The 24399-nt window shown below is 56.7% G+C and carries 20 protein-coding genes; 12 read left to right on the forward strand and 8 right to left on the reverse strand.

Going from position 1 to position 24399, the window contains the following annotated elements; translation table 11 throughout:
- Positions 1 to 264 precede the first annotated feature (264 nt).
- The 3 genes from RRF56_RS17250 (at position 265) to RRF56_RS17260 (ending at position 4012) form a co-directional block, all read left to right on the forward strand.
- On the forward strand, positions 265 to 1269 hold the full coding sequence (locus RRF56_RS17250; protein WP_317034395.1) for a septal ring lytic transglycosylase RlpA family protein: 1005 nt from the start codon (positions 265 to 267) through the stop codon (positions 1267 to 1269).
- Between the two features lie 272 nt (positions 1270 to 1541).
- Positions 1542 to 3119: a bifunctional pantoate--beta-alanine ligase/(d)CMP kinase gene (locus RRF56_RS17255; RefSeq protein ID WP_317034396.1), complete on the forward strand. Its 1578-nt coding sequence runs from the start codon at positions 1542 to 1544 to the stop codon at positions 3117 to 3119.
- A gap of 32 nt (positions 3120 to 3151) precedes the next feature.
- Entirely contained in the window at positions 3152 to 4012 is an 861-nt protein-coding gene (locus RRF56_RS17260; RefSeq protein WP_317034397.1) for a shikimate dehydrogenase, read from the forward strand.
- Positions 4013 to 4126: 114 nt separating this feature from the next.
- On the opposite strand, the gene RRF56_RS17265 is transcribed toward RRF56_RS17260, so the two are convergent.
- Complete coding sequence (locus tag RRF56_RS17265; protein ID WP_317034398.1) at positions 4127 to 5485, reverse strand: serine hydrolase; 1359 nt, start codon at positions 5483 to 5485, stop codon at positions 4127 to 4129.
- 145 nt (positions 5486 to 5630) lie between these two features.
- On the reverse strand, positions 5631 to 6002 hold the full coding sequence (locus RRF56_RS17270) for a hypothetical protein (protein ID WP_317034399.1): 372 nt from the start codon (positions 6000 to 6002) through the stop codon (positions 5631 to 5633).
- 96 nt (positions 6003 to 6098) lie between these two features.
- On the opposite strand from RRF56_RS17270, the gene recR reads away from it, so the two are divergent.
- The 5 genes from recR (at position 6099) to RRF56_RS17295 (ending at position 12897) form a co-directional block, all read left to right on the forward strand.
- Complete coding sequence (gene recR, locus RRF56_RS17275) at positions 6099 to 6692, forward strand: recombination mediator RecR (RefSeq protein WP_410510629.1); 594 nt, start codon at positions 6099 to 6101, stop codon at positions 6690 to 6692.
- 242 nt (positions 6693 to 6934) lie between these two features.
- Positions 6935 to 7579, forward strand: coding sequence for a histidine phosphatase family protein (locus RRF56_RS17280; RefSeq protein WP_317034401.1), 645 nt, complete (start codon positions 6935 to 6937; stop codon positions 7577 to 7579).
- Positions 7580 to 7592: 13 nt separating this feature from the next.
- Positions 7593 to 8246 carry a histidine phosphatase family protein gene (locus tag RRF56_RS17285; protein WP_317034402.1) on the forward strand — a complete coding sequence of 218 codons (654 nt, stop codon included), beginning with the start codon at positions 7593 to 7595 and terminating at the stop codon, positions 8244 to 8246.
- A gap of 261 nt (positions 8247 to 8507) precedes the next feature.
- Entirely contained in the window at positions 8508 to 11564 is a 3057-nt protein-coding gene (locus RRF56_RS17290) for an MFS transporter (protein ID WP_317034403.1), read from the forward strand.
- Positions 11565 to 11673: 109 nt separating this feature from the next.
- Positions 11674 to 12897: a PQQ-dependent sugar dehydrogenase gene (locus RRF56_RS17295; RefSeq protein WP_317034404.1), complete on the forward strand. Its 1224-nt coding sequence runs from the start codon at positions 11674 to 11676 to the stop codon at positions 12895 to 12897.
- Positions 12898 to 13017: 120 nt separating this feature from the next.
- On the opposite strand, the gene RRF56_RS17300 is transcribed toward RRF56_RS17295, so the two are convergent.
- On the reverse strand, positions 13018 to 13242 hold the full coding sequence (locus RRF56_RS17300) for a DUF2811 domain-containing protein (protein ID WP_410510630.1): 225 nt from the start codon (positions 13240 to 13242) through the stop codon (positions 13018 to 13020).
- Positions 13243 to 13529: 287 nt separating this feature from the next.
- Here RRF56_RS17300 and RRF56_RS17305 point away from each other — a divergent pair, with 287 nt between their 5' ends.
- A complete protein-coding gene (locus RRF56_RS17305) occupies positions 13530 to 13691 on the forward strand; it encodes a hypothetical protein (protein ID WP_317034406.1) in 162 nt (53 codons plus the stop codon).
- A 25-nt stretch (positions 13692 to 13716) separates the two neighbouring features.
- Here RRF56_RS17305 and rsgA read toward each other — a convergent pair whose 3' ends face one another.
- From rsgA to grpE, 5 genes are all read right to left on the reverse strand, one after another.
- Positions 13717 to 14859, reverse strand: coding sequence for a small ribosomal subunit biogenesis GTPase RsgA (rsgA, locus tag RRF56_RS17310; RefSeq protein ID WP_410510493.1), 1143 nt, complete (start codon positions 14857 to 14859; stop codon positions 13717 to 13719).
- Complete coding sequence (locus tag RRF56_RS17315; protein WP_317034408.1) at positions 14859 to 15107, reverse strand: sulfurtransferase TusA family protein; 249 nt, start codon at positions 15105 to 15107, stop codon at positions 14859 to 14861. Before RRF56_RS17315 ends, rsgA begins: the two co-directional genes overlap by 1 nt.
- On the reverse strand, positions 15104 to 16225 hold the full coding sequence (gene dnaJ / locus RRF56_RS17320; RefSeq protein ID WP_317034409.1) for a molecular chaperone DnaJ: 1122 nt from the start codon (positions 16223 to 16225) through the stop codon (positions 15104 to 15106). Before dnaJ ends, RRF56_RS17315 begins: the two co-directional genes overlap by 4 nt.
- Positions 16226 to 16342: 117 nt before the next feature.
- On the reverse strand, positions 16343 to 18304 hold the full coding sequence (gene dnaK / locus RRF56_RS17325) for a molecular chaperone DnaK (RefSeq protein WP_317034410.1): 1962 nt from the start codon (positions 18302 to 18304) through the stop codon (positions 16343 to 16345).
- Positions 18305 to 18520: 216 nt separating this feature from the next.
- Positions 18521 to 19222: a nucleotide exchange factor GrpE gene (grpE, locus tag RRF56_RS17330; RefSeq protein ID WP_317034411.1), complete on the reverse strand. Its 702-nt coding sequence runs from the start codon at positions 19220 to 19222 to the stop codon at positions 18521 to 18523.
- A gap of 365 nt (positions 19223 to 19587) precedes the next feature.
- Here grpE and RRF56_RS17335 point away from each other — a divergent pair, with 365 nt between their 5' ends.
- From RRF56_RS17335 to RRF56_RS17345, 3 genes are all read left to right on the forward strand, one after another.
- Complete coding sequence (locus tag RRF56_RS17335; RefSeq protein ID WP_317034412.1) at positions 19588 to 21594, forward strand: GspE/PulE family protein; 2007 nt, start codon at positions 19588 to 19590, stop codon at positions 21592 to 21594.
- A 170-nt stretch (positions 21595 to 21764) separates the two neighbouring features.
- Positions 21765 to 22889, forward strand: a complete 1125-nt coding sequence (locus RRF56_RS17340) for a type IV pilus twitching motility protein PilT (RefSeq protein ID WP_317034413.1) — start codon at positions 21765 to 21767, stop codon at positions 22887 to 22889.
- 207 nt (positions 22890 to 23096) lie between these two features.
- Positions 23097 to 24317, forward strand: coding sequence for a type II secretion system F family protein (locus tag RRF56_RS17345; protein WP_317034414.1), 1221 nt, complete (start codon positions 23097 to 23099; stop codon positions 24315 to 24317).
- Positions 24318 to 24399 lie beyond the last annotated feature (82 nt).

The following is a 24399-nucleotide window of genomic DNA, read 5'->3' on the forward strand; positions in this document are numbered from 1 at the left end:
GTCCGGTAGGCCTTGATACCACAGTATCTTAGCCAATTGCAGGGCAGCAGCTCCTTTGATATTTTGTGGTGGCGAAATAAGTCCACCGCATCTCCCCGGATTCGCAACTCTGACTGAACGTGTTAGGTTACATTTCGATAAAAACCGAAGACCAATGTGTAACGGGTATGGGATTTAAGGCAATTCCTGTGTTGTCTGTTCTGCTGTCTCCCTGAGAGGCCAGGATCTATCCCCTGCTCTTCCTGTTGAATTCTTTTGGTGTAAATGAAACATTCCGTATTGGGCGGACTGACGGTTGCCGTCGCTATGTCCGTCTTTGGAGCACCCTTGCCCAGCCAAGCTCAGGAAGCCAGCGATAGCGCTGCTTCCATCGATGCAGAACACCATGCTGATAGTCTCTCGCACACCCTACAGACCGATACAGGTTTACTGACCGCCGCCGACCTTTCAAGCCCCGAGCCCGCCGACCCTGAATCTCCTGTATCGACTCAGCCTGTTGAAGACAGCCACGACGCCCTTGACTTAGCCACCGTATATCCCCACGCCCTAGACGCCCGGCAGGCCGCTACGGTCTACATTCGTTCCATTCCGGTCATTACCTTTGTTGGCGATGAGCTAGAGACCCTAAGCGCTAGCAGCACCCCCGCCTCTCTGGCCACCGATCATGAAGCGCCGCTCAAGCGAGCCAATCAGACCTTGGCCCGCCTGCAAGAATTGGCCGTCGATGGCGATGCTGCCGATATCAAAGCCCGTTGGGATAGCGACGACAAAGCCTTTGTGGTGACCTGGGGGGACGAAGAAATTTTTGCCCTCAATGACCAAATTATTTTGCCCGACACCACCGAAAACCCTGGGGAAGATGCCCTACATATCACCAACCGGCTGCGACGACTGCTGGGCGATGCGCCACCTTTAGCCCGGGTTGAAGGATTGCCCCAGCCTGCGCCTGAGTCTCGGGTGGCCGTCGTGTCTTCGACCCTCAGCGGTATGGCATCTTGGTATGGTCCTGGGTTCCATGGCCGACGCAGCGCCAGTGGCGAAGTGTTTGACCAAAACGCCATGACTGCTGCCCACCGAACCCTGCCGTTTGGCACCCAGGTGCGGGTGACGAACCTGTCTACGGGCCAGTCGGTGGTGGTGCGCATTAACGATCGCGGCCCCTTTTCCCATGGTCGAGTGATCGATCTCTCAGCAGCGGCGGCGGGCCAGATTGGCCTCAGAGCCAGCGGTGTTGGCCGCGTGCAGCTTGAGGTGCTGTCGGGCCAATAATTCCCTGCGATCGCTCGGCGTTGCCCGAGTCTATGCGCCCTGGGGAAGTGACCAGAGACCCTCTCTACCGCCTCGGTTGGAGAGGGTTTTTCGCGATAGGCGCTGGCCTTGGCGCAGTGGCAGGGGCGGGGGAATGTCATGCAAAGGTCATGCAAAGGCAATGGCTAAACCGATATGCTCCCGACTTTAAATCTGGTACGGTATTACCTTTGGAACGGGGTGCCAGAAGTTCAGCTGTCACACTCACTCACGCAGCAGGTAGGTAGGACATTGTGCGGGTACTTAAGACGGTTGAGGGGTTAAGGCGTTACCTGGCTCAGGAGCGCACTGTAGCCAGGGAGGGAGAGGATGCGCCAGCGGTGGGCCTAGTACCCACCATGGGCAACTTGCACCAAGGCCACCTCAGTCTGATTGAGCGATCGCGGCGAGAGAACACCGTCACCGTGGTCAGCATCTTTGTAAATCCGCTCCAGTTTGGCCCCCAGGAAGATCTGGCTCGCTATCCCCACACCCCAGAGCTTGATTTGCACCTGTGTGAGCAGGCCGGGGTCGATGCCGTCTTTATGCCCACAGCAGCTAGCCTTTACGGTCGCCCTGCCCCCTTGGCCGCAGACCTGGCCCAGGTAACTCCCCCCAAGGACATGGTGGCGGTATTGTGTGGCCCCCATCGCCCAGGGCACTTTGAAGGCGTAGCAACGGTGGTGACCAAACTGCTGAATTTGGTGGCCCCCGATCGCGCCTATTTTGGCTATAAAGATGCTCAGCAGCTGGCTATTCTCAAGCGAATCGCTAAGGATTTGCACCTGCCGGGCCGCATTGTTGGCTGCCCCACCGTGCGAGAGGCCAGCGGTTTAGCCCTGAGTTCGCGCAATGCCTACCTGAGCGATGCCGAGTGCCAGCAGGCGGCGACCCTTTACCGGGGGCTGATGGCAGCCCAGACGCAGTTCAAAGCCGGAGTGCACTCCAGCCAGGCGTTGATTGCCGCCGTGCAGCAAGAACTGGCTCAGACGCCTGCCCTTAAACCGCAGTACGTCGAAGTGGTACACCCCGAAACCCTGCATCCCCTAGAGCGCATCGACACCCTAGGAATGTTGGCGGTAGCCGCCCACCTGGGCAACACTCGACTGATCGACAATATTTTGCTGCGCGATCGCCAGCCGATTGTGGCCATTGACGGCCCGGCGGGGGCGGGTAAGTCGACGGTGGCTCGCCAGGTGGCCCAGCGACTCAATTTGCTCTACCTCGATAGCGGTGCCATGTACCGGGCGGTGACCTGGCTGGCTCTCGATCGGGGGGTCGATGTGCATGACGAGGTGCAGGTCGCCGAGCTGGTGCAAGACTGTGACCTGCACCTCACGGCCTCGGGGGATGACCCGGCCTTTGCCGCCTACCCTAGCCGCATCTGGCTCAATGGCCAGGAGGTAACCCAGCTGATTCGCAGTGCGCAGGTCACCGAGCAGGTGTCGCTGGTGTCGGCCCAGCCCACGGTGCGCGAAACCCTGCTGCACCAGCAGCAGCAGTATGGGGTGACGGGCGGGGTCGTGATGGAAGGGCGCGACATTGGCACCGAGGTATTTCCCCAGGCCGAGCTGAAGGTGTTTCTCACCGCCTCGGTCGAAGAACGGGCCCGTCGTCGCCAGCGCGATCTGGCCGCCCAGCAGCAGCCGATGGTCGATCTAGTCGATCTAGAGCGGGCTATCGACGATCGCGATCGCAAAGACAGTAGCCGCCGGGTGTCGCCCCTGCGCCAGGCCGACGACGCGATCGCCCTCAATACCGATGGCTTGACGATCGAAGCTGTCGTAGAAAAAATTGTGGCGTTGTATCAAGAAAGAGTAATGATGAATTGACTCGGTCAACTCTTTAGCCCCCTTTGATGTCTATGGCAATTACCGGCACCACGCAACTGCTTGGCGTTATCGGCGACCCGGTGACCCATTCGCTCTCACCTGTGATGCACAACGCGGCCCTGGCAGAGTTGGGGGTCGATTACGTCTATGTGGCCTTTCCGGTGGTGGCAGAGGGGTTAGAGGCAGCGATCGCAGGCTTTGCCGCGACGGGGGTACAGGGGTTTAGCATCACCATTCCCCACAAGCAGTCGATTATGCCCCTGCTGGCCGAGGTGAGCGCCGAAGCCCAGGCCGTGGGCGCAGTTAACACCGTGTGGCGCACGGCCCAGGGCTGGGCAGGCACCAATACCGACGTAGCGGGCTTTGTCGCTCCGCTCAAAGCGATGTCAGCCTGGACGGGGGCTACGGCCCTGGTGCTGGGCAATGGCGGAGCCGCCAGGGCCGTAGTGGCGGGCTGTGGGCAGCTTGGCTTTGCGGCAGTGCAGGTGGTGGGGCGCAATCCCCAAAAACTCACTGAGTTTGAGCACAGCTGGGCGCAGTCGCCCCTGCACCCCCTGCTAACAGTGCACAGTTGGGAGTCTTTACCTCAGCTGCTGCCCACTGCCGATCTGATTGTGAATACAACCCCGATCGGCATGCATAGCCTGGCTGGCCAAACGCCCCTGACCGCCGATCTCCTGGCCCTAGTCCCCGCCACCGCCGTGGTCTACGACTTGATCTATACCCCTCGTCCCACCCAGCTGCTCGCCCTAGCCGCGCAGCGCGGTTTAGTGACCCTCGATGGGTTAGAAATGCTGGTGCAGCAGGGAGCAGTAGCTTTAGAACTCTGGCTGCAACAGCCTGTACCCGTAGCCACCATGCGCCAGGCCCTAGTGGATTGGTTAGAGGGTTAAAGAGCTTCTAAGAAAGAAAATACCAACTTTAATCCAGCAACCGTAGCCGCCGTAGGGGAGGGCACTGCCCACCATTGGGGAAACTATTTCCTAAAAATCGCCCAAGGTCGTTGTTTAGGGCAAGAATGTTCGAGACCGGACATCTCTCTCGGCTGAGGAAACCACGGTATGGTCAAAGCCGTGGTGGGTTAGCAAGTGCTGCATTACCCCGGCTAGAACGGTTCTGAGGGCGGCTTCGTTACTGCTGTGGTCTAGGGTGGCCGTGAGAATGTAACGCCGACCGCTGATGTTAACTGCGGTGGTCGTGCCCAACAACTTAGACGTTCTGCCGGTCTTTTCGCCCAGCCAAACTAGAGGCGGCTGCACGGTAGCGTGGCCCAGGGCCAAATCCGCCTGCTTGGCCAGCGCAGCTTGAATCAACTCCGCCCCCGGAATTTCTTGGTTATAAATGGCCACCATCATATCGGTGAGTTCGTCAGTGGTGATCACGTTGGCGGCGGAGCCCAGGTTGGCTGGGTAGGTCGATGCGCCGACGAGTTTGCTAGTCACGCGGGTCGTCGTGTAGCCCCGACTTTGCAGCTGTTGATTGACCTCAGCCCAGCCCATGTAGTCGATCAGCTGATTGGTGGCAATGTTGCCGCTGGCGCTCACCATATCCGCCATGATCACCTGAAGGGGATACTCTGATCCAACCCAGAGGGAGCCAGCGTCTTCGGTCCAGTTGCTGGGGTCAACCCAGATCGGTGTCTCAGGCGATCGCCCGACCTGGTGAAGGTGGGTCAGTAGCGCGATCGCAATGGGCACTTTAATCAAGCTGGCGGGGGTAACGGGAGGCAAATGCCCCTGCCAACGGCGGCACTCGCGCTCCAGGGTGCAGACCGTCAAGCGCATCTGCTGGGCCAAGCCGGTTTGCTCAACAATGGGCACCAAAAAGTCTGAGCGGGCAGTGTCGTAGTGGTAGGCAACGATCGCGCGCTGCTGCTCGTACTGCGATCGCTGAGTCGCGGCTAGGGCCTCCCCAAAGGTATCGGCAGGCATTTGGTCTAGGGCTGAGAGGGCATCATCCCAGTGGGCATAGGCCGCCGCTAGGGCAACCGTAGGGAGCGTGGAGGGTTCGCCTAGGGCGATCGCCGCCGCTGCCCGCTTCCCGGCTTGGTGTCTTAGCCAGCGGGCTCGCTCTTCTTGGCGCAGGCGATGGTTAATGGCCCACAGCTGGTCGAGGGTCTCTGTTGGCGTGATGCCAATGCCTGACCGGGTCGCCACCATCACCGTCGGCTGCTGGTCTAGGTCGGCTCGCAGGCGATCGCGCAGGTGATAGAGATCGGTCAAGCTACTGGTCTGAGGCACCGCCACTGGGTCCGGCTGGTACTCAAGCTCTGGCGCTGTTACCGGCAGATTGGGCAGCACCACATGGGCCACTAAACTGCCCACCACCACCATGGGCTTTAATAACTGTGGCCCCAAAACAGGCATGGCCTTCTACACCTAACAGGACTTCAGCTCAACTAGAACAAACCTAGCCCAAGCAAAATTTGCTTAAAAACCGCTGCTCATGCCGCAAAATAGCTGTTTTTTCGCCGAAAAGATGCCAGATAGAACACAAAACCCCGCCTTTCCCTTAGCTAGTGGTTGACACCAGGTTGCGTTCGACCACCCGCTGCCAGCTCTGGCTCAGATCGTCTTCGCCACGGTGAGCTTCCCAGGGGCCAGCATCAAAGCCTGCAATGCTCCACTGTCCTGTGAGGTGGTTGCCATTCTCAGATACAGTGCCGGTATAGTCAATCGTTGGCATACCAGGGGCTAAATAGCGTTTGGTAAACTGCACCTGACGACCAACCACCGTGCCGCTCAGGTGGGCTTCACCCAGATAACCAGCATCAAGACTACTGCCGCTCAGCCCATTGCCTCCCTGCACCAGGGTGGCCTCAAACCGAGTTGGCTGGTTTCGCTGCCAGTAGGTACCCAGCCACATGCCACTCACATTTGCCATCGGTTTACCTGACCTCCGCTGCCTGATCCCCGCTGTCCTACCCAACAGCCTTACACGTACAATTTAGACATTGAGCAATGCAAGGAGCTTTGCCCCATCTATACCCGTCCCTTGGCTCGACTAATTGAAGAATTCCAACGACTGCCTGGGGTTGGCCCCAAATCGGCCCAGCGGTTGGCGCTGCACATTCTCAAACGCCCGCAGAACGAGGTGCAGGCTTTAGCGCAGGCACTGCTCGAAGCCAAAGCCCAGGTGGGCCAGTGCTCAGTGTGCTTTCACCTATCGGCAGACCCGGTGTGCGACATCTGCCGGTCTACCAGTCGCGACCCCCAGACCCTTTGCGTCGTGGCCGACTCCCGCGATGTGATTGCCATTGAAAGGACCCGCGAGTATCGGGGGCGTTACCATGTGCTTGGCGGGCTCATTTCACCCATGGATGGCATTGGCCCCGAACAGCTCACCATTGGCCCGCTCGTGCACCGGGTCAACCAAGAGGGCACCCGGGAAGTGATTATTGCCATTAGCCCTAGCATTGAGGGCGACACCACGACTCTGTATGTTGGCCAACTGCTCAAGCCCTTTACTCGGGTCACCCGGATTGCCTTTGGCTTGCCCATGGGAGGCGATTTAGAATATGCCGACGAAGTCACCCTGGCACGGGCATTAGAAGGACGGCGGGATTTGGAGTAGATCATGGAGGAACATGGTTAAGCTAGGGGCTTCACCTGAGCTGTCTGGCTAGAGAGCAGGGCCTTTAGCTAAGTCTTATACAATTCTGAACCTGTTCTGGCTTGCCTGGCGCGTAGGTTAGATTAAGAATGCACGGCCCGCTGATAGACATTCACTGCAATCAGGGCTAACTGCAATCAGGGCTACTGTACTAGGGGCTACCGCCTTGGGCACCACTGTCCTTTTCTTACCGCCAGGCACCGATGGGAGTTTTTCTTTACTTTTTGCGCCATGGTCAAACGGCCTATAGCCTCACGGGGGGCTATTGTGGCATGCCCGAAAACGACCCTGGCCTGACTCCCGAGGGTATTGCCATGGCCCAGGAGTTTGCGGAGACCTATGCCCACCTGCCCTGGAGCGCTGCCTATGTCAGTCCCCTGCGGCGAGCGGTCGAAACCGCTCGCCCCCTGTGCGAACTGATCGGGATGGAGATGCAGCTGCGCGACGGGCTGCGGGAAGTGATGTATGGCCGTTGGGAGGGTATGCACCCTACGGTGGTCGATCGGGAACACCACGATGAGTATGTGGCCTGGCTGACCGACCCCGCTTGGTATGCGCCCGTTGGCGGCGAACGGGCCGTAGATATTGCCCGCCGCTCAGCTCAGGTGCTCGATGAAATTGAGCGCAATCATATCAGCGGGCATATTTTAATTGTTTCGCATAAAGCCACCATTCGCATTATGCTGTGCACGCTGCTGGGCATTGATGTGGGTCGCTATCGCGATCGCCTCGATATGCCGGTAGCAGCTGTCAGCGTGGTGGAGTTGGGCAACCGAGGGCCGTTGTTTCACACCATTGCCGATCGCTCTCACCTAAGCGATCAGCTGCGATCGCTCCCCTGCACCTGAGGACAAGCACCCTATGCCCCTGAGGCTTTACCTGCTCCGCAACGCCGAAACCGAGTACTGCCGCACTGGCCGCTATTGCAGCCAAGATGGGGTGGCACTCACGGTGCAAGGGCAGCAAATGGCCGACTATTTTGCTAAGGCCTACCACCACGTCGATTGGCAGGCCATTTTTTGCAGTCCCCTGCACCATGCTGCCGCTACGGTGCAGCCCCTGTGCAAAATCACTGGGCTCGCGGTACAGCGCCGCGAGCAGTTGCGAGAGCTCTCCTTTGGTCGGTGGGAGGGAATGGCCCCCACCCAAGTCAACACGCTGTTCCACGATGATTACATTCGCTGGCTGGCCGACCCCGCCTGGAACACCCCCACCGACGGCGAAAAAGCGATGCAGGTGGCCCGCCGCAGCTCCGATGTGCTGGCAGAGATTGAAGATACCTATCCCGACGGCAACGTGCTGGTGGTATCTCACAAGGCTACTTTGCGCATCATGCTGTGCACGCTGCTGGGCATTGATGTGGGTCGCTACCGCGATCGCCTAGCCATGCCCGTCACCGCAATTTCCCTCGTTGAGCTGATGGACTATGGCCCCTTTGTGCGCCAGCTCAACAACTGTTCTCACCTACCTTTGCATCTGCGTCGCCCCTGGGCAGGCAACGGCTCTGACAGTTAGTACCCTTGGTGCCCGACTAGCTTGTCTCTAGCCCAACCGTTCCAGGCCCTAGTTTTCTGGGGGCATTGGTTGCCATGGGGTGCCTTGCGCCTAGGTTTGTGGACCGCGCCAATTCGGGTTTTACGCTTCTATAACCCTCTATCCAACGAAATATCCCGCCTGCCAGATGTCAGCGACTCAAAAAACCGGTCTGATGAGAGAGAAGAGCAAAGGGATGGAACCAACATGACTGGATGGTTGAGTGAGATACAAGGACAGAGTATGGGTTGGCTGCATCTGGTACAGGTACCGGTGGCACCTGTGTCGCCGCGTGTCACAACCCCAGAAGATGCTGCGCTCATTTTTTCGGGGCCGCAGTTTTTTATTGCTTTACTGTCAGGGATAGTGCTGGCCTTTGGCTTTCAGTTACTACTCACCAACCTGTCAGTAGCTGTTGGCATCTCTGCGGTCGGGCAGAGCCACTCTAGCCGACGCGCTAGCAGCAATGGCAGCAGCCCACCCATTGCCACCGCCGTGGGCCTCTGGACCGTGATTACAGTGAGCCTGGCTCTGTTTTTCGCCTGTCTGCTTGCGGTCAAGCTCAGCCTCTACAGCAGTGCCCTCCTAGGAGCGATTACGGGCCTAGTGATTTGGGGCACTTATTTTTGTTTGCTGTTTTGGGTCAGTTCCACCACGGTTGGGTCTTTAGTGGGCTCGGTGGTCAAAACGGCTACCTCTAGCTTCCAAGCGTTGATGGGCACGGCGACCTCGGCGATGGGGGCGCGTGCTGCTAGCAGCCAGGTTGTCGCTACGGCTGAAGCCACCGCTGCCGCTGTTCGCCAAGAACTAATGTCTGGCTGGGATAGTAACGACATCAAAGACACTCTGCGGGAATATCTTTCTGGCCTGCGATCGCCCGGTATTGATACCGCTGCCATAGAAGGGGAGTTTGAGCGTCTGCTGCAAGAATCGGGCGTCGTCGCTCAAACCGATCGCGATGTGCTAGCTCAAATTGATCGCGGCGCCTTTGAACAACTTGTGAGCCGTCGCACTGACCTCTCTCCCCAAGAAACTCGACGGATTGCCGATCGCCTCTATAAGAGCTGGTCGCGAGCCCTGGGCCAGGCCTCGGAGCGCAATTCTATAGAGCAGTTGGTCGATTACGTCAAGTCGGCCCAGCGCGATGATTTAGTCTCGGGTCAACTGAGCGATCGCCTCGGTCAACTGCTATCAAACGACGACAAATCATCGTCCTCTGGTGGAGCGTCTTCCGGTTTACTACAGCAGGGTCTAGGCATGCTGATGGGGGTGGCCATGCAACGCCTCGATCTGTCTGACCTCGATATGGCTGACATTACTCGCCAGCTAAAGCAAGCGCAGCACCAGGTCACCGATACCGTCGCCTCCCTCACCTCGGGCAGTGAAAATGAAAGCGAGTCTTACAACGTCATTAAGGCGGATGTTGAGACCTATCTTTCTACCGCTTATCCTTGGCAGCTTCAGCCCCAGCGCATGAAGCAAGACTTCTGGCAGGTAATCTACGACCCGACAGCCGATCCGGGTCAGCTGCGTCAGACCCTACGCCCGCTCAATCGCGCTTACTTTGCCGATATTCTGGCCCAGCGAGGTCTACTCACTCAGCAAGAAATCGCCCAAGTCTCTGCCCAGCTAGATGCCGTGCGTCAGCAGGTGCTGGCAGAAGTGTCTGAGCGCTACCGGTTAGAGGCCGCTAAAACGTTGCAGACTCGGGTTTACACCTTCTTGCAGCGCGCCGATCGCCAGGACTTGGTGGCGGGTGACGATACCCAGACCTTTGAGCAGATTATTGCCGATCCCTACGCCGATGCCGATGAACTGCGCGATCGCTACACCAGCTTTAGCTACGACGCCTTCCGTGATGCCTTGAGGGCACGCGGTGATCTAAGCGAAGCTGAGATCGAACAGGTAGCCCACCGCCTAAAGCGGGCCATGAACACCGTCCATGCCGATGCCGTAGGGCTTCAGACCGCTGCCACCACCCGCATTGACAACCAGTGGCAGGCACTACAAGACTACCTGCGGTCTACCGGCAAAGCCGAACTCAGCCCAGAGATGATTAAGGCCGACATTCGCGCCCTATTGGACGAACCCGATGCTGGTCTCCACCAAGTGCGGCAGCACTTAGCCCAGTTTGACCGCGACACCCTGGTGCAGTTGCTCAGTCAACGCAACGACCTCAGTGAGGAGCAGGTGCAGGCGACCCTTGATAATGTCGAGGCCACCTGGTACCAGACCGTTCATGCGCCAGCGGCCCTGACCGCCCAGGCCAAGGCCAAATACAACGAGGCTACCCAGGCGATCGAAACTTACCTGCTCAAAACCGGTAAGCCAGAGCTAAATCCTGAGGGCATTAAGCGTGACCTTGATCTACTCATGCACGATCCTAAGCTGGGTTTGCAGGCGGTAGGCGATCGCTTGGCTGAAATGGACCGCGATACCCTGGTGAAGCTGCTCAGCCAGCGAGGCGACATGACCGAGGCTGAGGTCAATCAAACCATTGACAGCATTCAGGGCAGCATAGTCGATGTGCTCAAGCTACCTCAGCGGCTAGCTCGCCGGGCCAAGACCCAGGTAATGTCCTTTGAGGAAGCTCTAGAAGACTACCTGCGCAACACCGATAAAGCAGCCCTCAACCCCGATGGCATTAAGCGTGACCTGCGGCTGTTGCTGCAAGACCCTCGCCTGGGAGCCGATCGCCTACAAACCCGCCTGAGCATGATTGACCGCGATGCCGTTGTCGCTCTGTTGGCTCAACGCCCCGACATGACCCAGGCCGAAGCCGAGGCGGCTGTCGATCGGGTGCTCGAAATTCGCCATCAGATCTTCGCTCAAATTCAGCAGGTGCAAGCCAAAGTTAAGGGTGTGATCGACGGCATTCTAGGCCGTATTCGCCAGTACCTAGAGTCTCTCGATCGCCCAGAGCTAGACTACTACGGCATTAAGCGCGACCTGCAACAGCTGATGGCTGACCCCAAAGCTGGCTTTGACGCCCTCAGCACTCGTCTCAACCAGGTCGATCGAGATACCTTAGTCGCCCTGCTCAGCTCCCACGACGCCATTTCTGAAACCGATGCCCAACGGCTGATTAACCAGGTAGAAGAGGTGCGCACCTCTGCCCTCAACAAGGCCGAACAGCTTGAGCACGAGGTCGAAAAGCGTCTGGCCGAAATGCGCTACCAGGTCGAAAAGCAAGTTGAAGACACCCGTAAAACCGCTGCAACCGCTGCCTGGTGGATCTTCGGTACCGCTACGGTATCAGCCATCTTTGCGGCGCTCGGGGGTGGCCTAGCTACCCTATAGCCCACTTGGTCAAATGAGAAGCAGCCGTTCTATTGATTTAGGATGGCTGCTTTCCGCATTTCAGCCCCCCTCAACGTAAAGCTACGCCTTTAGATACAGAGTTTTGACTATGAATTTTCAGTGGTTTACGCCTCTTCTAGCCCCCATAGTATTAGGGTTAGCCATCGCCAGTTGTGCCGCCTCCCCGCCAGAAAATGGCACAGATACTTCGGAGGCTGGACAGGCCACAGACCCTGCCCCTGAGTCCCCTGAGGCAGCCTTACCGGTTGTTGACTCAGTGGAGCCGCTCACCCTGGTCGAGGGGCTAGAGCACCCCTGGGGCATGACCTGGCTACCCAACGGCGATCTGCTGATTACCGAGCGTCCAGGCCGTCTGCGCCGGGTCAGCAGCAGCGGAGAACTCGATCCGACCCCCATTGCCGGTGTACCCGATATGTTCACCGCCGGTCAAGGCGGTCTATTAGACATCGCTCTGCACCCCGACTTTGAGACTAACAACTGGGTTTACTTTGCCTACGCTGACGGCACCTCCCAGGCCAATCGCACCCAGGTGGCCCGCGCCCGCCTAGAGGATAATGCCCTCGCCGATTGGGAGGTGATCTTTGCCGTCAACCAAGATAAATCCGATGGCCAGCATTTCGGGTCACGCCTGCTGTGGCTGCCCGATGGCACTCTGCTGGTAGCCATTGGCGACGGCGGCAACCCACCGCTACAGATTGGCGGCGATCTAGCCCGCAACCAAGCCCAAAATTTGCAAACGCATCTGGGTGCAGTTGTGCGCCTCCGCGACGATGGCTCTGTGCCCGACGACAACCCCTTTATCGATGACCCCACAGCCGATCCCCTGATGTGGAGCTATGGTCATCGCAATATTCAAGGATTGGCCCTCGACCCCACCACCAACCAAGTCTGGTCAACGGAGCACGGCGCTCGGGGCGGTGACGAACTCAACCGCCTGGCCCCTGGAGAAAACTATGGCTGGCCGATCGTGACCTTTAGTGAAGAATACAGCGGCGGACCTATCACCTCTGAGACCTCGCGCCCCGATATGGTCAACCCCGTCACCTACTGGACTCCGGCGACTGCCCCCTCAGGGCTAGCGGTGTATCGGGGCGATCGCTACCCCCAGTGGCAGGGACAGATTTTTGCAGGAGGCCTTGTTTCCCAAGATATTAAGCGCATTGAAGTCGATGCCAACGGCAATGTGGTCAACGAAACCCCTATCCCCATTGGGCAGCGGGTGCGCGATGTACGCCAAGGGCCAGACGGCTATCTCTATGTGCTCACCGATGCCGCCAACGGGCGCTTAATTCGTCTTGAACCAACCTCTTAACGGCGAAACGGGGGCACCCCGTTTGCGAGTGCCCCCGTTTGACTTCACCGGTATTAATGATCAACTGTCTGTGGAAGAGAGCACACTTTTGATCGCGCCCGCATTCTAGATTGCGCAGTGTTAGGCAGCGTAGTCAAAGACAGCATCTAGGTAAAGGCGGTTAATGCGGCGATCGCTAACACCATTCTGCATCAGAAAAAGCGACAGGGCCGCACAAAATACCCGATGCTGACTCCAGGATGGATGGGTTTCTACGTAGTCTCTCATTGCTTCAAACAACTCTTCTGGCACCTCGACGCTCAGGCTGATTCTCGACGCCATTGCTGCCATAGACTGCTCACTCATCGCCACTTCCCCAATCTGAAAATTAGACACCAGAACACAGCCCCTCCACCCTTCTGGCGGATTGGATCCCTTACTGTGAGGGAATCCTAGAGCCGCCGACCAGGTCAGAACAGAAGCGCTGTGTAAGCCGGTCGAACCATTGTCACTAGTGGGCCGGGGGATGTCAATCTTGCCAAGGTGGCCCCAATCCGCTAGCCTCACCAGACTTCAAACGAGGTATTGAGGGTTTCAGCGATCCCCATCGTTTCCCTCAGTAGCTGCTGCCACCAATAAGTACTAGAGTACCTGTGAATAACGCCCATGGCCATCCCATGGCCAAACCCTTAGCACTGCGTTCAAAGCTGGGGAAAACTCCTGTAAAACTGGGGAAAAAGTTGGGGAAAACCTCGTTGGATTTAAAAGAAAAGATTAAATCCCGCTGGGCTACAACTTTTAAGCAGTTTCCCTAAACATGGTCCCGTCCCTTGCACCCCCTTAACCCAGGGGCAATTCTCCATCAGGTGCCGAGTCAAGGTAGTCTGCCTGATCGTCAAGGTTATAGCGCAGTTCGTCTAAGTCTTGCTTTTGACTGCGGCGAGATGGGCGACGGTACTTTTTAGTCTGAAGCCGAGGCTCGTGGTGGCGCTGCCCTTTCTCGCCTACTCTGACTTTCAGGGCAGCATCGGGGTCGCGCTGTTGACGGAGGTCTGCGTCATACTCGATCGCCTCCGCTAGCAGAGTGAGGTAAAACGGGTAGCGGGGCCAGGCCGTACCTACAGCACAGCCTGGGTCGCCCCGGTGCAGGCAGTCATTAAACTGGCAGTCTTCTAGGGCCAAGCGCTGACGAATTTCTGGGAAACACTGTCCCAGCGCCTCTGGTGGCAAGGTTAGGTCAGGCTGGTTAAAGCCAGGCGTATCGGCTAAAAAGCCGCCTTCTGGTAGTTCAAATAGCTCCACATGGCGGGTGGTGTGGCGACCCCGCCCCAGCTTGCCCGAGACGGCTCCAGTTCTTAAACTAGCCTGGGGAATCAGGCGATTGATCAGGCTAGATTTACCCACCCCCGATGGCCCAGAGACAACCGTTGTGCGGCCTTGCAACTGCGATCGTAGCCCATCGAGAGCATCTCCCTCTTGCAGGCTGATCGCAGTGGGTGAGTAGCCCCATTGACCTAGCTGGTCTTGCCAATAGTGGAGCGTCTCGGCACTGACTAGATCCTGCTTGTTGAGGCAAAGGCTAACCGGCACGCCGGTGGCTTCAGCTTTTACCAAAAATCGCCCCAACTGCTGGGGGTCGAGGTCAGGTTCGGCCAGGGCAAATACTAGCAATATCTGGTCGGCATTAGCGACAGGCGGGCGGTCGAGCAGGCTTTGGCGGGCCCCTAGGGTAGCGATCGCCGCCCGCCCGTCAACCCAATCGATCGCCTCTAGCTGTACTCGGTCCCCCACCATCACCTGCTGACCGGTCTTCTTCAGCCGTGCCCGGCGAGTGCACAGCAAGACTGTCCCCCTACTACTCGGAGCATCGGGGGTATCTAGGCGCACGCGGTAATAATTGGCCTGGGTAGCCACAACGACCCCCCAAGGGCCCACGCCCTCCTCCCCAGCCATGTCTTTCCTAGGGTCGTAGGGCGCAATCATTAAGCAGGACGGCGCACATGCAGGGCAAAGTAGTCGGTGCAGTCTTCTAAGTGCTCGATCACGTAGCCTTCCATCGTCAGGCTGTCGGGTACCTGCTCGACTGGCTCACCCGCATCGAGCCAGACCTCAAGCAGAGCACCAGGAGCCATTTTGTCGAGTTGCAGCTTAGTGCGCACAAAGTTGATAGGGCAGGGTGTGCCGCGCAGATCGAGGCGATCGCTAGGCAGCGCCGAAAAAGCAGTAGTCATCCGCGAAATAGCCCCCCTAAAAAGCCCTCTATGCCCCCTCGGTTGACCTTTTCGCCGCGAATCTCGGCCAATTTCTCGACCAACTCACGCTCTTCAGGCTTCATGCGCGTCGGGATATCAACCTGAATAGTAATCAGGTGATCCCCCCGGCTGACAGGATTGCCCAGCTTGGGCACACCCCGATTGTCTAGAGTCAGCACAGTGCCTGGCTGGGTCCCCGCAGGAACATCCAACTCCTCTGGACCATCCACAGTGTCGATGGTGAGCTTGCAGCCCAAGATAGCCTGCAAATAGCTAATCTTAAGGTCAGAGAGAATATTGATGCCATCGCGCTTGAAAGCCGCATCCTCGGCCACAAACAAGTAGACGTACAAATCTCCCGCCGGGCCACCGCGTAGTCCAGCATCTCCCTCATTCGACACCCGCAGTCGGGTGCCATTGTCTACTCCCGCCGGCACAGTAATTTTGAGCTTTTTCGTTTCCTGGGTTTGACCGCTGCCACCACAGACCTCACAGCGATCTTCAATCACTTCGCCAGTGCCGTTACAGGTGGGGCAGGCCGACACCTGAGTAAAGCTGCCAAAGGGAGTGCGGGTGGCCCGACGCACCTGACCAGTACCACCACAGGTGCCGCAGGTAGTTGGGCGTGTGCCTGGCTTAGCCCCGCTGCCGGTGCAGGTGCCGCAGGTTTCTAGGTGGCTAATTTTGATTTCTTTTTCACCACCAAACACCGCCTCCTTGAAGTCGAGGCGCAGATCAAGACGCAAATCATCGCCGCGAGTTGGCCCTCGCCGCCGGGTTCCCTGACCCTGCCCCCCAGAAAACCCGCTGAAAAAGCTCTCAAAGATATCGGCAAAGCCACCCATATCGCCGAAGTCTTGGTACCCACCCGCACCAGCTCCAAGCCCTGCTTCCCCAAAGCGATCGTAACGGGCACGAGATTCAGGCTCAGACAGCGCCTCGTAGGCGCGGTTGATTTCTTTAAACGTGTCTTCAGCCCCAGGATCTTTATTGACATCCGGGTGGTACTTTCGGGCTAGGCGACGGTAGGCTCGCTTAATATCGTCTTGATCGGCGTTGCGCGAAATACCAAGAAGGTCATAGAAATCACGGGCCATAGGGGGCTACCTAGACAACTCCAGCAACAATCAAACATTAAACCATTTTAAAAGGAGTGCCCACCTTGGCTAGGTGGGATACCCGCCCCCTAAATTCCGGTCTCAGTCATTCCGGTCTCAGTCAATGGCCTCGTAATCAGCAGTGACGGTTGCGTCTAGCCCTACGTCACCGTCGTAGGTGGCATCGTCGTCCACATCCGGTTCACTGTCTGGTTCAGCATTGAAGTAGGCCGCAGCCGGAATCCCCATATCAACGTCCTCATCGGGTTGAACCTCCCGATAAAAGTTGGCCCCTACCGCAAAGATGGCCGATTGCAAGGCATCAATAGCTCCTTGGAAGGTAGCGACCTCAATGCCGGGTGTATGGGTAGCGGCCCGCAACTCATTGGCCTTTGCTTCGAGATCGGCTCGGGCCGTATCGTCGAGCAGACTACCGTGGTCGCGCAGTGTGGCCTCGTAGCTGTAAAACAAATTGTCGGCTCGATTGATGAGTTCAGCGATCTGTCGCCGTCGATCGTCTTCACCAGCGTAGGTTTCGGCTTCGATCCGCATGCGATCGACCTCATCATTGGTGAGGCCACCAGTATTGGTAATACAGATACTCTGAGCACGCCCAGTACCTTTATCGAGGGCGGCTACCTTGAGAATGCCGTCGGCATCAATTTCAAAAGACACCTCAATCTGCGGTACGCCCCGTGGAGCCGGAGGAATGCCAGTCAGCTCAAACTTGCCCAAGCTCTTGTTGTCGCGCGCCATGGCGCGCTCTCCCTGTAGCACATGAATTTCTACGGATGTTTGTCCATCAGTGGCCGTAGAAAAGACCTGAGACTTGCTGGTAGGAATAGTCGTGTTGCGCTCAATGATTTTGGTAAATACTTCTCCTAGAGTTTCAATGCCTAAAGACAGGGGGGTCACATCGAGCAGCAGCAGGTCTTTGACCTCGCCACCGAGCACCCCGGCCTGAATGGAGGCCCCTAGGGCTACCGCCTCATCGGGATTAACTGAGCGATCGGGCGGCTTGCCGTTGAAATAGGCGCTAATCGCTTGCTGCACGGCGGGAATGCGGGTCGACCCCCCCACTAATAGAATGCGATCAATCGCTTCGGGGCTGAGGTCGGCGTCTTTGAGGGCCTGCTTGACCGGTTCCAAGGTTGCTTGTACCAACTCTGAGGCAAATTGCTCAAACTGTGCGCGAGTCAGAGCCATTTCTAAATGTTTTGGCCCTGATTCATCAGCAGTGATAAAAGGCAAGTTGATTGAGGTCGACGGCATATTTGACAGCTCAATTTTGGCCTTTTCAGCAGCTTCACGAATTCGCTGCAACGCCATGCGGTCGGCAGAAAGATCGATACCTTCCTGCTCTCGAAAAGCCGCTGTCATCCATTCGACAATGCAGTTATCGAAGTCGTCACCACCGAGATGGTTGTTGCCAGCGGTGGCTTTGACCTCAAAAACACCGTCCCCTAACTGCAAAATAGAGACATCAAAGGTGCCACCGCCAAGGTCAAAGACCAAGACGATTTGGTCTTGGTCTTGCTTGTCGAGACCATAGGAGAGGGCAGCCGCCGTAGGCTCATTAATAATCCGCAGTACCTCTAGGCCAGCAATGGTGCCAGCATCCTTGGTCGCTTGACGCTGGGCATCGGTGAAATAGGCAGGTACGGTAATCACGGCCTGGGTGACTTCGGTACCCAAATAGGTTTCAGCATCCTGCTTCAATTTTTGCAGAATCATGGCAGAAACTTCCTGGGGCGTAAACGCCTTGCCACGAATCTGCACATCTACCGTGCTATCGCGTCCGCTGACGCAAACGTAAGGCACCCGGCTGCGTTCAGCCTCTGTGTCTTCCCAACGACGGCCGATAAATCGCTTGATACTGTAAACCGTATTTTCGGCATTAGTCACGGCTTGCCGCTTGGCTAGTTGGCCTACCAGACGTTCGCCGTTTTTGCCAAAACCAACAATGCTGGGTACCGTGCGGCCCCCCTCAGTGCTGGAAATTACCGCTGGTTTACCGCCTTCGAGGACGGCGACACAGCTGTTGGTTGTTCCTAGGTCAATGCCGATTACTTTTCCCATAACCCACGGTGCTCAACTTGATCGTTCGCCATATCCTTCTGCCGTCAGCCCAGGTTAAAGGTCCCCGGGCGATGTGACTAGATTGCCCGCTTATGCCAAGGAAGTTATCGTTCGCTGCGGGACTTTATGATGATACTGGTTAGATCTAGTTAGCTAAAGGTTTTTCTAGGCTCAACGGAGGCAACTTCATCAACGCTAGAATGCACCTGGCATTATCTATACAGAGTCGGCTCCATCTCCAGCTTCAGCGTTATCAGGAGCATTCTCTGGAGGAGCGGCCACTTTAACCATAGCGTGGCGTAGGACTCGATCGCCCAGTTGGTAACCCCGCACAAATTCTTCAATCACGGCCCCTTCGGGATGCTCGGCGGTGGGCTCGCGCATGACGGCCTCGTGGAGCAGGGGGTCAAACTCCTGACCTTCAGCCCGCATTGCCGATACTCCAAGGCGCTTGAGGGTCTCAACCAGCTGCTTATAGACGCTCTGATAACTCTTGTGTATGGTCATCTCGGCTTCGGTCTGTGGCTTAATCTGCGATCGCGCCCGCTCAAAGTTATCAACGACTGGCAGGAGCTCAATGACGGTGTCGCCCTTAATCTGAGTAGCTAACTCATCTTTTTCTTTGCTCGTGCGCTTGCGGTAATTTTCGAAATCAGCAGCAATTCGCATTGACTGGTTAGCTCGATCTTCGAGCTGAGCCTTGAGTCCAGCTACCTGACGCTCTAGATCGGCGACCAAAGCGGGATCACTACTCCCTTCGGAGCCTGTCCCACCCTCAGCGGGCTCAACGGTAGCGGCGGCGGCTTCTACCACATCCTCAAAATCAATATCAAGAGCGGCATCCTCTTCAAGCAGCTCTTCAATTGCCTCAGGATCGGAAGCGGGATCGTGTTCGGTTTGGTGAATATCGTCAACCATGCTGGTACGTAACCCGACGAATGAATGCAACAACGTTACCCAGGCCAGAGCCTACCTTAGCGAAACCTAATCTTGCGCAGGGGCCTGATCCTAGCACTGTTTCTCATTCTATCGTGAATTGTGGGTTTAAGGACCGCTGGTTGCCGCTTGCCTTTAGAAAACTCTTACCACCTAGGGGCTTGACAAGCCACAGGGTCATCGTGGTGCAGATAAATTGGATGAGGGTATTATCGAGACTACAGGGTCAACGCGAGTGGGGCTTGCGATCGCGCCAACCAGTGAGTCTAGCCCCTGCTTATAGGGCATACTGCCTGCATACGGTTGGTTTCAGGCCTGTTTTACATCAGCACTTTGGCATCAGCGCTATGACTAATTCCTCCTCCTCCCGGCGAGCTCTGGTACTCCAACGGAGCTTTTCGCCCTTTGGCAACAAGCTCATCCAGTCGGGCTATGTCGATTCTGAGCAGATGCAAAAGGCCCTGGCAGAGAGCCGCAAAACTGGGCAATCGCTGACCGATGTACTCGAGTCTCTGACTGGACAACAGCTCTCCCCCGAATTGCTACGCCAGTACAAGAAGCAGCAGCTATTTGAGCTAAAAATTCTCTACGGGGTTGAGTCCCTTGACCCAGAGCTGAACGATATCTCACCGGCCCAGATTGGACACCTGATCGATACTTTGGTACCGGTTGATACCTGCCGCCGCCATCGTTTGGTGCCGTTGTCCAAAGACGACGGCGAAGTGCCATCCATGCTGGTGGCCATGGTCGATCCTGAAAATCTGGAAGCTCAAGACGACCTCAACCGAATTTTGAGGGCCCAAAATCTGACCCTCAAACGCATGGTCATCACCGTTGAAGACTACCAGCGGTTGATGTCCACCTACCTTGATGACGCTGTTGCTCGCCAGAAAAAAGAAGAGCTAGACGCTGCTGTAGACGTCAACACCAGCCTCGAAGAACTCGATTTTGGTGAAGGCAGCTTAGAAGATGTGATTGACGAGGAAGCTGACCTCGGGGCCGCTCTCAAAGATGCAGGCGCGGCTCCGGTGATTGCCTTGGTCAACAAAATTTTAGCAAAGGCATTACAGGAAGGGGTGTCTGACATTCACGTTGAGCCCCAGGAGGAGTACCTACGGGTGCGCTTTCGGAAAGACGGGGTGCTTAAGGAAGCCCTGCCTAAAATGCCTAAGAAAATCATCCCCGCCGTTACTGCCCGCTTTAAAATCATTGCCGAGTTAGATATTGCCGAGCGCCGGGCTCCTCAAGATGGGCGGATTCGGCGCGTGTTTCAGGGCCGCAAAGTCGATTTCCGGGTCAACACCTTGCCCAGTCGCTGCGGCGAAAAGGTAGTGCTGCGCATTCTCGACAACTCCGCCACCCAGCTGGGGCTAGATAAGCTAATCACCGATCCCGATTCCTTGCGCATTGTGCAGGAGATGGCCTCTCGTCCCTTTGGCCTACTGCTGGTTACCGGACCGACCGGCTCGGGAAAAACCACGACCCTATACTCGGTGCTGTCGGAACGTAACGACCCTGGTATCAACATCAGCACCGCCGAAGACCCGATCGAATACACGCTGCCCGGCCTTACCCAGGTGCAGGTGATTCGCGAAAAGGGCATGGATTTTGCGTCGATTTTGCGAGCCTTCCTACGTCAGGATCCTGATGTGATTCTCGTAGGTGAAACCCGTGACCGAGAAACCGCTAAGACCGCAATTGAAGCGGCTCTCACCGGTCACCTAGTGCTAACAACGCTGCACACCAACGACGCAGCCGGGGCGATCGCCCGCCTCGACGAAATGGGTGTCGAGTCTTTCATGGTTTCTAGCGCGCTGATTGGGGTGCTGGCTCAGCGCCTAGTGCGGCGGGTATGTACCGACTGCCGCATTCCCTACAACCCATCCCCCGAAGAGTTGGCTCATTTTGGTCTCAGCGCCTCCTCCGAGTCAGATATTACTTTCTATAAAGCCAATACCCTTTCTGTCGAAGAACTTAGCGCTGCTAAGGAGAACAACACCCTTTGCGCGAAGTGCCAAGGCGGTGGCTACAAGGGCCGGGTTGGGGTATACGAAGTTTTGCGCGTCACCGAGCGTCTGCAAAAGCTGATTTCGGAAGGGGCTCCCACCGAGTTGATCAAAGAGGCCGCTGTAGAAGAGGGCATGCAGACCCTGCTTTCCTATAGTCTCGACCTAGTCCGTCAGGGCTACACTACCCTAGAGGAAGTAGAACGGGTGACTTTCACCGATACGGGACTGGAGTCAGAACTCAAGGCCAAACGCAAGGCATCGTTAACTTGTGCCTGCTGCGCCGCCGAGCTTCAGCAAGAATGGCTCGACTGCCCCTACTGTCTCACGCCCCGTTTCCATGATTAGCGGACACGATTAGCGATCGGTTAATTGAGAGTTCTGACAGCATTTTGTCGCAAAGTGGGCATCTTGTTACCAGCAATGGACTTTTCGGCACGAACAGTTTGCTCGGCTTAGCCTAAGCTTCTCTAACCCTGTACTCTCCCTATAATTCTCCATCCCCACGAGGTAGCCCTATGGAATTGATGATCGAAGACCTGATGGAAGAGGTGATTGAGCGGGGCGGCTCTGACCTGCACCTGTCCGCAGGACTGCCCCCCTACATCCGCATCAGTGGTAAGCTCACCCCCACCGAGCACGAGCCCATGACCCCCGAGTCGTGTCAGCGGCTCATTTTTAGCATGCTCAACAATACCCAGCGCAAACAGCTGGAGCAAACCTGGGAGCTAGACTGCTCCTATGGGGTAAAAGGGCTGGCCCGGTTCCGGGTCAATGTCTATAAAGATCGCGGTACCTATGCCGCTTGCTTGCGGGCGCTCAGCTCTAAAATTCCGTCTATGGAAACGCTGGGTTTACCCAATATTGTGCGAGAGCTGTCGGAGAAGCCGCGGGGACTAATTCTAGTCACCGGGCCAACGGGCTCGGGCAAATCTACCACTCTGGCTTCGATGATTAACAACATTAATCTGACACGGCCAGAGCACATTCTCACCGTTGAAGACCCTATTGAATTTGTCTACGAACCCATCAAAAGCCTGATTCACCAGCGCCAGATTGGAGAGGACACTAAGAGTTTTGCCAACGCCCTGCGAGCTGCCCTCCGGGAAGACCCCGATGTGATTCTGGTGGGTGAAATGCGTGACCTAGAAACCATTTCGCTGGCCATTTCTGCTGCAGAAACTGGGCACTTGGTATTTGGCACCCTGCACACGAGTTCGGCTGCCCAAACCGTTGACCGGATGATCGACGTGTTTCCCCCCGAGCAGCAGCAGCAGATTCGGGTGCAGCTCTCAGGTTCGCTAGTGGCGGTACTCAGTCAAACTCTAGTGCCGAAGGCTAATCCTAAACCAGGCGAATTTGGCCGAATCATGGCTCAGGAAATTATGGTGATTACACCCGCTATTGCCAACATGATTCGGGAAGGCAAAACTCCCCAAATTTACGGTGCAATTCAAACGGGGGGTAAGCTGGCGATGCAAACCCTGGAGAAAGTTCTGGCCGATCTTTACAAATCAGGCACTATTTCTTTTGAGGCGGCTATGTCTAAGACCTCTCGTCCTGATGAACTTCAGCGGTTGATTGGGGGCGCGCCAGCACCCAATGCGGCAGCTCGCCAAGGGGCGGCGGCTGGTCGTCATTAACCTCCAGCGATCGCGCTCAGGTGAGGTCATCTGAGCGCCCTAGGCCATAAATGCTCTCTCTTGGTGACGCCAGATAGGAAGAGGGATTTAGCTAGATTAGCTGGAGCAGAGCCCAATAATACGCGAGTTCAGGTAGATTTAGCGGGTTCGGCAACCCGAACCCGTCGCTATAATTGCAGTACCTTTAAGCCATTGAGCCACTGAGCCATGCCTACCTACGTTGCCATTGGTCGTGATACCAGCGGATCCCAGCGCAAAGAGCGAGTTTCTGCTGAGAACCCCAATGAGGCCCGCAACCTCTTAAAAGATCAGGGCCTCTACGTGATGGACCTGAAGGAAGAAGCCGGCTTCAACATTGATCTGGAGAGTATCAAAACCTCCATGACCAAGGTGACGGTGAAGGATAAAGCAATCTTCTCCCGTCAGTTTGCCGCTCTGGTAAATGCGGGGGTGGCCTTGGTGCGAGGGCTGGGGGTACTGGCAGAAGACTGCTCTAACCCAAAGCTGAAGAAGGCGCTACTGGCCATCAACGCCGATGTGCAGCAGGGCACCAACCTATCGGATGCGATGCGTAAGCACCCGGCCTGTTTTGACAATCTCTACGTGGCGCTCATTCAGGCCGGGGAAGTGGGCGGGGTCCTTGACGAGGTGCTCAACCGTCTAGCGAAGCTGCTAGAAGACTTGGCCCGATTGCAAAACCAGATTAAGTCAGCCATGGCCTACCCAGTCACAGTGGGGTTTTTGGCGGTGATTATCTTCGTCGGTATGACGGTGTTTTTGCTGCCAATCTTTGCCGATATGTTTGAGGATTTGGGGGCTGACCTGCCGGTGTTTACCCAGCTGATGATGCTGATTAGCCGGTTTCTGCGGCAGCCCTTGAACTGGGTCTTTATGATTGCGGGGATATCGGCGGCGGGGTTTGCCTACCGGCGATATTACGCCACTCTCAATGGACGTCGAGTCATTGACCGCCTTTCCCTTAAGATGCCCCTATTTGGCGACTTGATTCAAAAAACCGCCACCGCGCGCTTTTGCCGTACCTTTGGTTCGCTGTCAAAATCTGGGGTGCCGATTCTAACGGCCCTCGAAATTGTGCGCGATACGGCGGGCAACCAGGTGATTGCGGAGGCAGTCGATGAGGCTCGCAAAGATGTGCAGGGCGGCGGCATGATTAGTCTTGCACTCCAAAAGCATTCGGTGTTTCCCAGTATGGCCATTCAGATGATCAGCATTGGGGAAGAGACCGGAGAATTAGACGCGATGCTGATGAAGGTGGCTGACTTCTATGAAGATGAGGTGGAACAGGCCGTGAAGGCGCTTACCAGTATCATGGAACCAATCATGATTATGGTGCTGGGGGGCATGGTCGGTTCGATTCTGATATCGATGTACCTGCCGATGTTTAAAATTATGGATGCGATTGGCTGACCAGTCTTTAAACCATCACGGCTCTACATCTGTGGCCAAGACAAGTTTGCCTTGGCCACAGTTTTCTAGCAGGTAGACCTTG

Source organism: Nodosilinea sp. E11 (assembly GCF_032813545.1).
Taxonomy (GTDB): Bacteria; Cyanobacteriota; Cyanobacteriia; order Phormidesmidales; family Phormidesmidaceae; genus Nodosilinea.